General features: G+C 64.4%; 15 protein-coding genes. 8 read left to right on the top strand and 7 right to left on the bottom strand.

From position 1 onward, the window contains the following. Window positions 1-31: 31 nt before the first annotated feature. Window positions 32-1,018, bottom strand: a complete 987-nt coding sequence (locus tag BLV04_RS11355) for a lysophospholipid acyltransferase family protein (protein ID WP_245731850.1) — start codon at window positions 1,016-1,018, stop codon at window positions 32-34. Between the two features lie 197 nt (window positions 1,019-1,215). Between BLV04_RS11355 and BLV04_RS11350 the strand changes: the two genes are divergently transcribed. Then, window positions 1,216-1,644: a rhodanese-like domain-containing protein gene (locus BLV04_RS11350; protein WP_093031680.1), complete on the top strand. Its 429-nt coding sequence runs from the start codon at window positions 1,216-1,218 to the stop codon at window positions 1,642-1,644. A gap of 76 nt (window positions 1,645-1,720) precedes the next feature. Here the strand turns inward: BLV04_RS11350 and BLV04_RS11345 are convergent, their stop codons facing one another. From BLV04_RS11345 to BLV04_RS11330, 4 genes are all read right to left on the bottom strand, one after another. After that, entirely contained in the window at window positions 1,721-2,296 is a 576-nt protein-coding gene (locus BLV04_RS11345; protein WP_245731849.1) for an iron-sulfur cluster co-chaperone HscB C-terminal domain-containing protein, read from the bottom strand. 162 nt (window positions 2,297-2,458) lie between these two features. Beyond that, window positions 2,459-2,941 (bottom strand): Fe-S cluster assembly transcriptional regulator IscR, encoded by a 483-nt coding sequence (iscR, locus tag BLV04_RS11340; protein ID WP_093031895.1) that lies wholly within the window; start codon window positions 2,939-2,941, stop codon window positions 2,459-2,461. A gap of 85 nt (window positions 2,942-3,026) precedes the next feature. Next, window positions 3,027-3,794, bottom strand: a complete 768-nt coding sequence (cysE, locus tag BLV04_RS11335; RefSeq protein ID WP_093031677.1) for a serine O-acetyltransferase — start codon at window positions 3,792-3,794, stop codon at window positions 3,027-3,029. Between the two features lie 21 nt (window positions 3,795-3,815). Then, on the bottom strand, window positions 3,816-4,607 hold the full coding sequence (locus BLV04_RS11330; protein WP_371828641.1) for an RNA methyltransferase: 792 nt from the start codon (window positions 4,605-4,607) through the stop codon (window positions 3,816-3,818). Window positions 4,608-4,684: 77 nt separating this feature from the next. Between BLV04_RS11330 and BLV04_RS11325 the strand changes: the two genes are divergently transcribed. The 4 genes from BLV04_RS11325 to BLV04_RS11310 all read left to right on the top strand — a co-directional run bounded on the left by BLV04_RS11325 (window position 4,685) and on the right by BLV04_RS11310 (window position 8,862). Then, a complete protein-coding gene (locus BLV04_RS11325; protein WP_093031671.1) occupies window positions 4,685-5,485 on the top strand; it encodes an inositol monophosphatase family protein in 801 nt (266 codons plus the stop codon). Between the two features lie 148 nt (window positions 5,486-5,633). Continuing rightward, window positions 5,634-6,104: an aminoacyl-tRNA deacylase gene (locus BLV04_RS11320; RefSeq protein WP_093031668.1), complete on the top strand. Its 471-nt coding sequence runs from the start codon at window positions 5,634-5,636 to the stop codon at window positions 6,102-6,104. A 164-nt stretch (window positions 6,105-6,268) separates the two neighbouring features. Then, window positions 6,269-6,763, top strand: coding sequence for a CDP-archaeol synthase (locus tag BLV04_RS11315; RefSeq protein WP_093031893.1), 495 nt, complete (start codon window positions 6,269-6,271; stop codon window positions 6,761-6,763). Beyond that, entirely contained in the window at window positions 6,754-8,862 is a 2,109-nt protein-coding gene (locus tag BLV04_RS11310) for a GGDEF domain-containing protein (RefSeq protein ID WP_093031665.1), read from the top strand. The genes BLV04_RS11315 and BLV04_RS11310 overlap by 10 nt, the downstream gene beginning before the upstream one ends. Before the next feature lie 79 nt (window positions 8,863-8,941). On the opposite strand, the gene BLV04_RS11305 is transcribed toward BLV04_RS11310, so the two are convergent. Then, a complete protein-coding gene (locus BLV04_RS11305; RefSeq protein ID WP_093031662.1) occupies window positions 8,942-9,916 on the bottom strand; it encodes a metallophosphoesterase in 975 nt (324 codons plus the stop codon). 183 nt (window positions 9,917-10,099) lie between these two features. Between BLV04_RS11305 and BLV04_RS11300 the strand changes: the two genes are divergently transcribed. After that, on the top strand, window positions 10,100-11,527 hold the full coding sequence (locus tag BLV04_RS11300) for a GH1 family beta-glucosidase (protein ID WP_093031659.1): 1,428 nt from the start codon (window positions 10,100-10,102) through the stop codon (window positions 11,525-11,527). Beyond that, complete coding sequence (locus BLV04_RS11295) at window positions 11,524-12,417, top strand: glycosyltransferase (protein ID WP_093031656.1); 894 nt, start codon at window positions 11,524-11,526, stop codon at window positions 12,415-12,417. Before BLV04_RS11300 ends, BLV04_RS11295 begins: the two co-directional genes overlap by 4 nt. Here the strand turns inward: BLV04_RS11295 and BLV04_RS11290 are convergent. Then, on the bottom strand, window positions 12,402-12,605 hold the full coding sequence (locus BLV04_RS11290; protein WP_093031653.1) for a hypothetical protein: 204 nt from the start codon (window positions 12,603-12,605) through the stop codon (window positions 12,402-12,404). The two genes, BLV04_RS11295 and BLV04_RS11290, sit on opposite strands and share 16 nt — an antisense overlap. A gap of 330 nt (window positions 12,606-12,935) precedes the next feature. Here BLV04_RS11290 and BLV04_RS11285 point away from each other — a divergent pair, with 330 nt between their 5' ends. After that, the gene (locus BLV04_RS11285; RefSeq protein ID WP_093031650.1) at window positions 12,936-13,535 is read left to right on the top strand and encodes a fasciclin domain-containing protein; all 600 of its coding nucleotides are present in this window, start codon (window positions 12,936-12,938) and stop codon (window positions 13,533-13,535) included. Window positions 13,536-13,554: the final 19 nt, after the last annotated feature.

Below are 13,554 nucleotides of genomic sequence, written 5' to 3'. Positions count from 1 at the left end.
CGGGGCCGTCCGACCGAGCACAGGGATGTGCTCACGTCACTTCCGACATCCTCCGGTGTAATCGCGACACCTGTGCGAGTGTATGGCGATCCGAAAGCGGTCCGTTGTAGATCCCCGGGGCGCCGTTCGGGCGCCGTCTAAAGCGCTTGTAGGGCCAAACGTATTGCTCCGGGCAGACCGAGACGCACTGCTCGATCCCTTTGTTCAAGGCGGTCGCTGCCTCGATGTCGTCCTCGCTGGCGATTCCGGCCGGAGCGGGGATGCAGTGCATCCTGAAGCCCTTTGCTCCCTTCAAACGTTCCGCGAACATGAAGATCACGGGCGCGCCCGTGCGGCGCGACAGTCGGTTGACCAGGAGCATGGTGAAGGCCGGAATCCCGAAGAATGGCGCGAAGACAGCGCCTTTGTCGGCCTTGGGCTCCTGATCGGGTAGGATGCCGACGTAATCGCCGCGCTCCAGCGCCTGGACAAGTACCCGGATGCCCTTCGCCGTGATCGGCGCCAGCTCGGCGCCGCTGCGTGCGCGAGAGGCGAGGATCATGTCGTCGAGATATTGCTGCGGCTTGTAGAAGATGGCCGTCGGGCCCTGTGCCGCGAGGTGTAACCCTGCCAGCTCCCAGGCGCCCAGGTGCGGGGAGAGCACGATCAAGCCCTTGCCCTCGCGCCGCTCCAACAGCTCGCCCCCTCTCACCTCGCGCACCAGCGCGAGCACCTCGTCCGCCGGCCGCAACCACAGATGAGCGATCTCGACATAGGTCTTGCCGAACTCGCGCAGATTTTGGTTGCGCAAACGGACCTGCTCCTTCCCGTCGAGCGCGGGGAAGCAGAGTGCGATATTGATGAGTGCGTTGCGTCTTTGCTTGTTCGGCCATGACCCGATCAGCAGCCCGATGCCCGAGCCGAGGCGTTGCAGTACGCCGAGCGGCAATCGGGCCAGCAGATGCATGAGGTTGCGTACCAAGGCATCTTTTACGCCTGCGCTGCTCGGTCGTTCGACGGATTGCGCCTTGTGTCCCAAACCCATCTCCTTTCATTCTTCGCGTCCGGTCGATCCCCGTCGGGTACGATGTTGCGTCGCACCTCCGATTCGGATGACAGATCCGAGTTGCTTGATAAACTGCTGACCGCCGCATGTTTCCACGGGGGCCTGTCTGCACCGGGGCCGACGCGGCGAGCAACGACTAAAACGACAACCACCAAACGAGGTATCCCCGCGTGAACGATGATCATCCGAGACCACTGACACCCCAAGAGGCCTTCGAGATGCTCGAAGAGCATCCACAGGCGGTCCTGGTGGATATCCGCTCCTCGATGGAGTTTCTGTTCGTGGGCCATCCCAAGGGTGCCGTGCATGTCCCCTGGATCGACGAGCCGGATTGGGTGGTCAACCCGCACTTCGTGACCGAGATCCGCAAGCTGTTGCTCGGCGGCGCCGTCTGCGAGCCGGGCGGGCCGTGCGCTCCCGTCATCCTGATCTGTCGCAGCGGCAAGCGCTCGCTCGAAGCCGGCAAAGCGCTGGTCCAGGACGGGCTCAAGGCCGTCTATCACGTCGACGAGGGCTTCGAGGGCGATCTCGACGAGCAGCACCATAGAAGCACCCAGGGCGGTTGGCGCTTTCGGGGCCTGCCTTGGGAGCAGTGCTGAGTCCGATAGGCGCTGCGCGTCGCTCGGCCCGATCCGTCCCGGGTCGGGCGATCGCCGGGGGGCTCGACGGCATCGCTCAGACCCGGGACGTCAATGCCGCTCGACGGTCCTCCGCATCACGCCGACAGGTACCGACGAGCTCAAGTCGTCGAAGGATCTCCCGTGCGGCGGTCAGATTCTGCGGCGACGGATCGGCGAGCACGCGCTGTAGATCCTTCTCCAAAGAGGCACCCTGCTCGGCGAGATCGGTCAGGATTCCGGCCACCGCGGCAGCCGAATCCGGCCGGCTTGCCGCCTCGTCGAGGCTTTCGCGCAGCTCGATCTCGGCCATCAGGAAGCCCCCGAGGGCGCCGTATTCGCCGGCGCTCGCCCCATAGCCTTCGCTTCGACAATCCAGGAGATCGAGCAGGTAGGCGGCCCGCGCCAGGGGATCGAGCAAGGTCCGGTAAGCCAGCTCGATCTCGATCGGCGACTGCTCCGGCGCCGAGTCGTGGGCCGATCGCGGATCGCCGTAGGATGTTGCGGCGTCCCCGTCGAGCAGTGCACGGTAGCGCTCGGACAGGCGGGATTGGTCGACAACAAACGCGATCGGAAGATCGAAGAGATTGAAATAGTTTTTGGAGCCGTCCACAACGGCGGAGATCGTTGCCACCTGCGGCGCGCCTCGACCCGGAATCCGACAACCGAGATCGAATCCTAGTGCGTGCAGGTCACCGAAGGCAAGCGCAGAGCATCGTTGCGGCGAGGTCGAGACGCGCCTTCGGCTCGGAAGGCGTCGGTCTCGTACAACGAGGCCGCGAGGGCCTGCTCCGCTTCAGGCGTTCGCGACGATGCGCTGAACGCCGAGCTTGACATCGACCGCCGTGCAGGTTGTGCCCGGGCGGTTACCGGTTTCGTCCCGGCGGTCCACGAGCTGCTGCAGGCTGATGTGGTTGAGATAGTCGTAGATGCGGTCGCTCAAGTCATGCCAGAGATCGTGGGTCAGGCAGGGGCCGTTGTTTTGGCAGTTGTGTGCGCCGCCGCAGCGGGTCGTGTCGACGTTCTCGTCGACCGCGGCGATCACCTCGGCGATATGGATGTCGGCTGCCTGGCGGGCCAGGTTGTACCCGCCGCCCGGCCCGCGGACGCTGGTAACGAGTGAGCGCCGTCGCAGCTTCGCGAACAGCTGCTCGAGGTAGGACAGTGAAATGCCTTGGCGTTGGGCAATGTCGGCCAACGCGATGGGGCCTTGGCCCTGATGGATGGCCAGATCGAGCATTGCCGTGACCGCATAGCGGCCCTTCGTTGTCAGTCTCACGAGCACCTCGCTCCGTTAATCGATATCCCACAGCATGATACGGTACCCGACCACGGCGATCAATTAATCCATACCGAAATTGCGATTAAACCGAGTCCGAGTCGGTTGCGGGCGGGATCTCGACCGCGTCGAGCGTGGGGTCGTGCTCGAAGTGCTGCATGATGCCGCGGCTTTCGAGGGCTCTGGACATCTGCTCGACGCGCTGGTCCATGTGGTGGATGTGGTCGAGCATGCGGTTGATGGCGTTGGCGATCGGATCGGGGGCGTCGCGTGTCGCGCCGTAGGCATCGAAGCCGATCCGCTTGGCGGTGTCGGCGCGCCGGCGAGTGGTCGCGTCCTTCGCCGGCTCGATGATGCGACCGGGGACGCCGACGACCGTCGCGCCCGCCGGGACCGACTTCACGACCACGGCATTCGAGCCGATGCGCACGCCGTCGCCGATCAGGAGCGGGCCCAGGACCTTGGCCCCGGCGCCGACGACGACATCGCGCCCAAGGGTCGGATGGCGCTTGCCTTTTTGCCAGGTGGTGCCGCCCAGGGTCACCCCGTGATAGAGGGTGCAGTCGTCGCCGATCACCGCCGTTTCGCCGATTACCACACCCATGCCGTGATCGATGAAGAAGCGTCGGCCGATCACGGCGCCCGGATGGATCTCGATTCCGGTGAAGAGTCGCGCCAGATTGGAGAGCACGCGGGCGAGCCACTTGAGATTGCGTTTCCACAGCCGGTGCGTCAGCCGATGGACCAGCACCGCGTGCAGTCCCGGGTAGGTGGTGAAGACCTCGAATGCGGTGCGCGCTGCCGGGTCGCGCTCGAAGACGCAGGCGATGTCTTCCTTCAATCGTTCGAACATAAATACAAGCCTTTGAACGAGTCAGTCGGTCGGAGGCGTTGGCCGTTTGCTGCTCTTGCGGCCCTGCGCGGCGCTCAGGATGCCGCGCAGGATGTTGATCTCGACGCGATCCGGGCGAGCGCGATTGAAGAGGTGGCGCAGGCGCAGCAGCAGCTTCTTGGAGCTGTCCGGGTCGCCGAAGCCGATGTCGCGCAGGGTGTCGGCCAGGTGAGCGTGCAGACCCTCGAGCTCCTGCGCCGTGGCGAGATCGCGCGCGGGCTCGCCCGACAGGGCATTCGAGGGTGCGCCCGTCGGCTCGGAGAGACCTTCGCGCCGACAGCGGCGGATCTCGTAGGCGAAGACCTGTGCCGCAGCCGCCAGGTTGAGCGAGCTGAAGTCCGGGTTCGTCGGGATGTGGACCAGAAACTGGCAGCGCGCCAGCTCCGCATTGGTCAGGCCGGAGCTCTCGCGCCCGAGCAGCAGCGCGGCCTCGCCCTCGGCGGCCTCCGCGAGGAGCCTCCGGGCAGTTTCGGGCGGTTCCAGGGTCTCCCAGTCGAGCGTGCGCCGGCGCGCGCTCGTGCCGATCACGAGTCGACAGTCTGCGATGGCTGCGGGCAGGTCCGCATGAATCCCTGCGTGCTGCAGCAGATCGTCCGCTCCGCAGGCGCGGGCCAGTGCCTCGGCATCCGGAAGCTGCTTGGGTGCGACCAGCTCCAGTCGCGAGAGGCCCATGGTCTTCATGGCCCTGGCCACCGCCCCGATGTTCCCGCCGAGGGTGGGCTCGACCAGGACGAAACGGATGCGCGCAAGGGCGTTGTCGGGGTTCTCTGTCATCATGGATGCAAGTTCTTCAGAACATCAGTAGATTGTCAATCTTTGATCGGTGACGCGCATCGGTTATCTTGCACACTATGCAACACCCAAGCCTCAATATCGCTATTCGCGCCGCACGCAGTGCCGGCAAACTCCTTCTGCGCTACATGGACCGTGTCGACTCGCTGAAGGTCGAGTCCAAGAGTCGCAACGATTTCGTGAGCGACATCGACCGCGGTGCCGAAGCGCTGATCATCCAGGAGCTGCGGGCACGCTTCCCGGATCATGCGATCCTCGCCGAGGAAAGCGGCGCGCAGGGTCGAGGAGATTTCCAGTGGGTCATCGATCCGCTCGACGGCACGACCAACTACCTGCACGGCTTCCCGCAGTTCTCGGTCTCGATCGCGCTCAAGCACAAGGGCCAGCTCGAGTGCGGCGTGGTCTATGACCCGCTGCGCGAGGAGATGTACAGTGCCGCCCGCGGTCAGGGCGCGCAACTGAACGACCGCAAGATCCGCGTCGCCAATCGCCCCTCGCTCGAAGGTGCCCTGATCGGGACCGGCTTCCCCTTTCGCGACCAGCGCCACATCGACGTCTATCTACGCATGTTCAAGGACATGACACTGGCGACCGCGGGTCTGCGCCGGCCGGGCTCGGCCGCGCTGGATCTCGCCTATGTCGCGGCCGGACGCACCGACGGCTTCTGGGAGATCGGTCTCGCCGAATGGGATTGCGCGGCGGGCGCGCTCCTTGTCGCCGAGGCGGGCGGCACCGTCACGGATCTCGCCGGCGGAAAGAGCTTTCTCGAGACCGGCAATCTGATCGCCGGGAACCTCAAGGTGCATCGCGCGATGCTGGATCTCCTGACACCGCATCTCACCGAGCAGTTGAAGGCTTAAACCGCCTCCGGCGGGATCGGGGCCTTGGTCGCTCGATCTCGCTCCTGTAGTCCGCTTCGGGCGTCGGCGCAGATGTGGTTCGACGCCGACGAACCCCGGTTGAAAGGTCTAGACTTCCCTGTAGGTCAATCCAACGCAGGAGGTCATCATGTCCATCCCGTGCACGCTCGAGTCCTACCTCAAGGAGCAATGCATCGACTACACCTTGGTTCGTCATCCTCACACCGGTGCCAGCATGGATACGGCGCAGGCGGCGCACGTCCCGGGGGATCATCTGGCGAAGGGGGTCGTCGTCAATCAAGACGGGCGCTATCTCCTCGTCGTCGTCCCGGCCGACTATCATGTCCACCTCGGGCGACTTCACGAGTACCTCGGAGAGCCGGTGGGCCTGGCGACCGAGGCCGAGTTGGCGGGGCTGTTCCCGGATTGCGAGCCGGGCGCCGTGCCTCCGATCGGTACGGCATACGAGCTGAGGACGCTCGTGGATCGTCATCTCATGAATCTGCCGGAGGTCTACTTCGAATCCGGTGACCACGAGCACCTGATCAAGATCACCGGGGCTCGGTTTGCCGACCTCATGGGTGTTGCAGAGGTCGTCGACGTCGGACGGCATATTTGACGCTGCACTCGGGCCGTCGAGCGCCTCGTGCTTCATTTAAGGTCTTGACGGCACCGACGATGGCGTTCATCCGAGGGCCGGCGGTCGGGTGATGGATTTCAGGATGCCGCTCCGAAGCGAGCGGCATGATCAAGGGGCGACCGTTCGGGAATCATGCTGCGCCGATGACTCCGACCCTACAGATGCTGGCGTTGGTGGTCTGGGCGAACGGCGTTCCGGTCTTGGCGCGTCTGCTTCTCGGGCATCGTCTCGCGCACCCGCTCGATGGCGGGCGCACCTTCCGAGACGGTCGCCCTTGGCTGGGTTCCTCGAAGACCTGGCGCGGTCTCGGCGCGGCTCTGCTGACGACGCCGTGGCTTGCCGTTCTGCTTGGTTTGCCCTGGCTCTTCGGCCTGATCGCCGCTCTGGGCGCCATGTCGGGGGATCTCCTTGCCAGCTTCATCAAACGACGTCTGGGGCGGCAGCCCAGTGAACCCGCCCTCTTTTTGGATGAAATCCCGGAGGCACTCATCCCGGCGATCCTGCTGATGACTGCCTTGGATCTCTCGGCATCCGGGGTCGTCATCGTCGTGATCGCCTTCGCGCTGATCGATCTGCTCTTGACGCCGTTTTCGGCACGCCTGCGTCGCATGATCAAGAGTATCCGCGGATGGAGCTGACGACCCTTTTGATTGCCGGGTTGGCGATCTCGGTCGCCACCAACATCGGCATGGCGACTGTCTTCTTCACGCGTCGCACCTATCCGGGCTTTGGATATTGGGTGCTCGGGACCTTCTGCCGAACGCTCGGCGGCATTCTCATGTTGTCGCGCGGCGAGCTCTCGCCCTGGTTGACGGTCGTTCTGGCCAATGTTCTGTTGCTGGCCGATCTCACCCTGTATCTACGCGGCTTGCAGCTCTTTCGGGACCGCCCGACGCATCGTCTGGCGGAGCTCGGCTTACTGCTCTCTTTTGCGACCTTGTTGGCCTGGTTCACCTTCGTCGCGCCGAGCATCAATGCGCGAATTGTTCTCTTCGGCGTCTATTCCAGCGTCGTGCAGCTTTGGGCGCTACGGGTGCTCATGACGCAACGTCCCGATTACTTCGGCTCCGGAGACCGCCTGCAGGCATTCACCATCGGCATTCTGACCCTGACCGAGCTGACGCGTGCGGTCTATTCCGGTGTCGTGGCCGCACCGATCGCGGATTTTCTCGCGGCGTCCCCACCGCACGGCGCGCTCATCCTCTGGGGGATCATGGCGGTCCTGCTGCTTGCGTTGAGCCAGATCATCATGAACGCGCAGCGCATCGAGTACGACTATCTGCTGGCTCAGCGGCGCCTCGAGGACGATATCGCGGGGCGCGAACGCGCGGCGGCGGCTCTGAGCGAGAGCGAGACCCGATTCCGCTTGGCGTTCGACAACGCCAATACCGGTATGGTGCTGGTCGATCTGCAGGCTCGGTTTCTGAAGGTGAACGATCGCATGAGCGAGATCCTCGGCTACACGAACGCGGAGCTCGAGGGGATGTCGGTCAATGCCCTTACGCTACCCGAAGACGCCGCGGTCAGCCCCGGATTCATCGCGCGCGCGGTCCGAGGCGAAACCGAGAACGCGACCTTCGAGAAACGCTACCGGCATCGCCTGGGCCATGTCGTTCACGGACAGGTCTCCTCGTCCTTGGTGCGCGACTCACGGGGACAACCGCTCTACTTCATCTCCCAAGTACAGGACATCACCGAGCGCAGACACGCCGAGGAGGCGTTGCGACGAAGTCTCAGGGACCTGCAGCGCCACGATGCCCAAATGGTCGCGCTCAATCGCATGAACGAGCGTTTGCTGTCGTGCGAGGGTCGCGCCGCGGCCTACGAAATCTTCGCCGACAGCGCAGTGAGCCTCTTCGGCTCGCACGGGGGCGGGCTGGTCGTTGCGCATGAGCAAGGCGAAGCGCTCGCGCTTGTCGCATCCTGGGGCGCCTGCCATGGCCTGCGCCCGCATTTCCCGGCGAGGGACTGCGCAGCCTTCCGGCAGGGCGGGATCTTTGCCGTCGCCGATCCGCACGGCTGTCGTGGCTGCAACCGCTTTCAAGGCCCGCCGGAAAGTCGCTATCTCTGCGTCCCGCTGGCGATCAAGGATCAGCCTCTGGGATTGCTGCAGATCGTGGCGGCCGATACCTTGTGCGACGGCGGCTTCGCCGAGCTGCGCACGCTCGCGATGACGGTCGGCGAATCCATCAAACTGACCTTGTCGAACCTGGCGCTGCGCGAGGCGCTGCGCGAGCAGGCGATCCGCGACGGGCTGACCGGCCTTTTCAATCGCCGTTATCTGGAAGAGACCCTGCCGCGCGAGCTTGCGCGATGCAACCGTGTCGGCGAGCCCTTGACCGTCGCGATGCTCGACCTCGATCATTTCAAGCGATTCAACGACACCTACGGCCACGAGGCCGGCGACCTCGCCCTGTCGGCGGTGGGCCACTTTCTGGGTGGATGGGTGCGCGGGAGCGACATCGTCTGCCGCTATGGCGGGGAGGAGTTGATGCTGATCCTGCCCGGTACAACCCCGGACGATGCGCGCCGTCGTTTGGAAGCGCTGCGATCGGCCGTCATGGAGATGCGGTTGCAGTGCCACGGACTGGATCTACCCGGGATCACCGTCTCGATCGGATCGGCGGTGGCTGATCCGCATGAGTTGGAGGCGACCGATCTGATCCGTCGTGCTGATTTGGCCCTCTACCGTGCGAAGGCCCAGGGGCGCAACCGCGTCGTCGACTTCGGCGCCTAAACCGCGCCCAGCGCGGTATGCGATGTTTTTGGATGGGATCGGCCCCGGCAGGCTTGACGACCGTTGGAGTCGGCGCGGTTTAGATGGGCGCGCGCCGCAGCTCGTGCAGGGTGACTTCGGGTAGACAATTGAGTCGGGCGTTGACCACCGAGGTGCCGGCGCCGACCGAGGTGTAGCCGGTCAGCGTGCCGTAGCGCCAGGGGCCCGACGCCATGGCGCGGGGACACCGGGCGTCCCAGACGACAGGGATTCCGCCGGGCAGGCAGATCTGGCCGCCGTGGGTGTGACCGCTGAGCATCAGGCTGAACCCCGCATGGGCGGCCAGCCGATAGATCTCGGGGGTGTGCGAGAGGAGGATGGAGAATGCCTCGTCCGGGATCTCGGCGGAGGCGCGATCGATATTGTGGACCTGATAGTAATGGGCGTCGTCCACACCGGCGAGGTGGATCAACTGGCCATCGCGCTCGATGACGACCGCCTCGTTCAGCAGCAATCGGATCCCGAGCGCCTCCAGTCCGGGGACCAGGCGCAGGGTATCGTGGTTGCCCAGCACCCCGTACACCGGCCCCTTGAGCTGGAGTCGAATCGTCGCCATGCCTGCAAGCACACGGTCGATCGGCCCGAAGGTGCGGGCGCGATAGTCGCCGGTCAGCACGCAGAGGTCATAATCGAGGCCGCGCACGCAATCGCTGATCGCATGGGCATTGCGGCTCTCCATGTCCACGTGCAGATCGGTCAGATGCAGGATGCGAAAGCCTTCGAAGGCCGAGGGAAGGTTCGCGACGGCGACGCGGTGGCGTTTGACCTGGATGTTGCGGGCGTTGCGCTGGGCGCGGGCGTAGAGTCCGCTGATACGCAAACACGCACGAATCACACCGTGAACCGAGTACCAATTTTCGGGGTAGAAGAAGTGGGCGCCGGGGCGGCGCAGCACGAAGACCTCATGGTCGTCTTCCAGACCCAAGCGTTGGCGCAGATGGGTGCGGCCGATGCGTGCGGCCATGCCGGTGAGGTCGACCCCGTCGAGATCGCTCGTCGTGTCTTCGGTGTCCATGACTTGCTCGATGCCTTGACGGTCGTGTAAAGACGGGGTCGAAGGGTGTGTTGTTCGGGTTGATCCTTTCATCTTGGGTCGACGCTATCATAAGACCGGGCTCGAAAGCGTGACGCGGATCCGATGCATGGGCTGCGCCGTGCATTGTCCTTTGGCGGGCTTGGACGGAGGCGATCCAGGACGATGCGAATCCAATTTCCCGAGAACCTGACCTGGGGTGCCGCCACCGCGGCCTTTCAGATCGAAGGCGCCCCCGATGTCGACGGCAAGGCGCCCTCGATCTGGGATCGCTTCACGGCGCGCCCCGGGCGTGTGCAGGACGGCAGCCACGCAGGCATCGCCTGCGATCATTATCGCCGCTCTACCGACGACCTGGATCTGATGGCGGCGCTTGGCCTGGGGGCTTATCGTTTCTCGATCTCCTGGCCGCGTGTGATGAGCGGACCGGACGGACGGGTGAACCGGCGGGGTCTGGATTTCTACGATCGTCTGGTCGAGGGGCTGCTCGAGCGCGGCATCCGGCCTTTCGCGACCCTGTATCACTGGGATCTCCCCTGGTTCGAGGAGCAGCGCGGCGGCTGGGAGGCACGTGCGACGGTCTGGCGTTTCGCCGATTTCGCCGAGGTCGTCGCGCGCCGTCTCGGGGATCGCGTCAAGCATTGGGTCACCGTCAACGAACCGCTCACGGTGGTCGCCGCGGGTTACGTCTCCGGCGATCATGCGCCCGGTCGGCGGAACCCCTTGATGGCGTTTCGCGTCGCGCATCATCTGTTGCTGGCGCATGGTGCGGCATTGCAGCGTCTGCGCGGCCTGGTGCCGGATGCGCAGGTCGGACCCGCGCTCAATCTGTTTCCGGTGATCCCGCGGCGGCGCGCCGATGTCCGGATCGCCGAGCGTATCGATGCCCTGGCGAATCGGCTCTTCGCCGATCCCATCCTGGCCGGCAGGTATCCGAACCCGGTTCGGCGTCTCCTCTCGGCCTTCAACTGGACCTTGCGCCCGGGTGACCTGGACCTGATCGGCCAGCCGGTCGACTTCGTCGGCGTGAACCATTACTCGCGCATCATCATCGAGCGCAGTCGGCTGCCCTGGCTCGGTTTTCGGCTGGCGCGCAGCCCGGATCCGAACGCGGTACATACCGACATGGACTGGGAGATCTACCCGCGCAGCTTTCTCGACACGCTCACCTGGCTGCGCGAGCGATACGATAACCCGCCGGTCTATATTACCGAGAACGGTGCGGCCTTCGCCGATCGCGTGGAGGCCGACGGCAGCGTGCAGGACCCGGCGCGGCGTGACTATCTGGAGGCTTATCTCTTCATGTTGCGCAAGGCACTGGATGCCGGCAGCGATATTCGCGGCTATTTCGTCTGGAGTCTGCTGGACAATTTCGAATGGGCCTTGGGCCTGTCCAAGCGCTTCGGACTGGTCCACGTCGACTACGACACCCTGCAACGCACACCCAAGTCGAGTGCCTACTGGTACGCATCGGTCTGCCGCACGGGCGGGTTCGACCTCCCCGAGCCCATGTACCGCTCCTTGCTTGCCACGGCGCTCGACGACTCGCTCGATCTGATCGAAGAGCACGACCTCGCGAGGGCAACACCATGAAGGCAAGCGTCATTATTCCCGCGTTGAACGAGTCCGATCTGCTGCCCAAGCTGCTCGATCGGCTCGACCGACAGACCTTTCGCGACTTCGAGATCATCGTCGCCGATGCCGGCTCGACCGACGGCACGCGCGAGATCTGTCGTTCGCGCGGCGTGACCCTCGTCGACGGGGGGATGCCGGCGGTCGGGCGCAACCGCGGCGCGGCCGTCGCGCAGGGCGAGCGTCTGTTCTTTTTCGACGCCGATGTGCTGCCGCCGGATGACTTTCTGGAGAAGGCCCTCGCGGAGATGGACGGCGAAGACATGCGGCTCGCCACCTGTTGGTTCGAGCCGGACTCGGAGAATCCGCTCGACGAGCTGCTCTTCGAGCTGGCCAACTATTTCGTCAAGCTCAGCCTCAAGACGGATCCGCATGCCGGCGGATTTGCGATCTTCGTCGATCGTGCGCTGTTCGATCGCGTCGGGGGATTCGACGAATCGCTGCGTCTCGCCGAGGACCACGACTTCGTCAAGCGCGCTGCCCGGTATGCGCCGCTGCACATGCTCGAGTCGACCCGGATCCGCATGAGCGTGCGTCGCTTGGAGAAGGATGGGCGCTTCAGCTACAGCGCCAAGTGTGTCCAGGTCGAGCTGTACCGCCTCTTCAAGGGCGAGGTGACCGAAGACATTGTCGAATATGGCTTCGGCTACGACGAGAAAGACAAGGCCGGCGGAGCGGACGAGACCCTGAAACGTCTACGCGAGCGGATGGAGGAGTGGCGAGACGAGCACGCTGCAGCGATCCGCCGGATCTCCAAGGAGGTGACCCCCGAGGTTCAGGATGCCATGGCGGAGATCAGACGGAATTTCGATACCCTGAAAGAGTCCGTCCGGGCCTATCTCTCGCGCTGAGACGAGCTCAGCCCTTGTCTCGGGTCGCCGGCAGCGGTCTGCGCCGACGACACATCGTCGTGCTCGCCCTCCGGCTTCTCCAGGCCGGGGGGTGGCTGCTTCAACGCCTTCATCTGCGAGTAGGCGAACCAGAAGACGCCGCCTGCGATCAACAAGACCTCGAGTCCCTTAACGGCTCCGGCTGACATGACTATTGCTCCTGTGGGTTGAGTCCGGTGTGCAAATGATGGGCAAGACCGGTGTCGGTCCCATCCGCTATGTTTGCGGATACCGAACAAAATCAAGTGCGGAGCCCGACATGATGGATCCTGGTCTCTGCGAGCGCGATTTCGATTCCGAGCCATCAAGACCGCAAAAGCCAAAATGACCATGTTCTTAAAATAGTATTTCTTGTCTCTGTTCAGGTTGCCCTAATACTTGACCGCGTCGGTAGGTAAATGCGGTGGCAGTGCGACTTCGACGTCGTCCGCCACCGTCGCAGTCCTTAAACTTGGTCAAACACGCAGAGGTATTCGACGATGAGCACCGAAAAGGCACCCGAGACGAATCCTTGGACCATCGCCGTCGTTCTGGCGGTGGCACTGGGTCCGCTGACTGCACTGGCACTTGGCAGCAAGTATGCCGACGAGGAGACCCGCGAGCGGGCGCGCGCCGGACTGGTCAACGCCACGCCGTCCGATTCCCTCAACGCATACGACACCACGCGCGCGCCGGGCTACGCTTCGGAGAAGACGCTCGGCGACATCACCGGCGGCTCGGCGATCTTCAGTCAGCTGCAGGCGGCCATCAAGGCGGCGGGGTCCGAGGCCATGCTCGAGGGTGACGGCCCCTACACGATCTTCGCGCCCAGCAACGAGGCCTTTGCGCGGGTTCCGAAGGAGCAGCTCGAGGCCCTCTTGGCGGATCCCGTCGCACTCCAGTCGCTGATCTCGGCACACGTCGCCCCGGGTCGCCTGAGCGCGACCCAGATGATGCAGGGTCTGACCGCCACCAATCTGGCCGGCGAGCGGGTTCCAGTGGGCATCCAGGGCAACCTGAAGGTGGGTGATGCGACTGTGTCGCAGTCGATCGTCGCCAAGAACGGCATCGTCCACGTGATCGATCGCGTGATGCTCTAGTCGGATCGGGCGGGTCTCC

The sequence above is a fragment of the Thiocapsa roseopersicina genome, assembly GCF_900106925.1.
GTDB classification, from domain to species: domain Bacteria; phylum Pseudomonadota; class Gammaproteobacteria; order Chromatiales; family Chromatiaceae; genus Thiocapsa; species Thiocapsa roseopersicina.
This window is presented reverse-complemented; position numbering and strand designations above follow the sequence as displayed.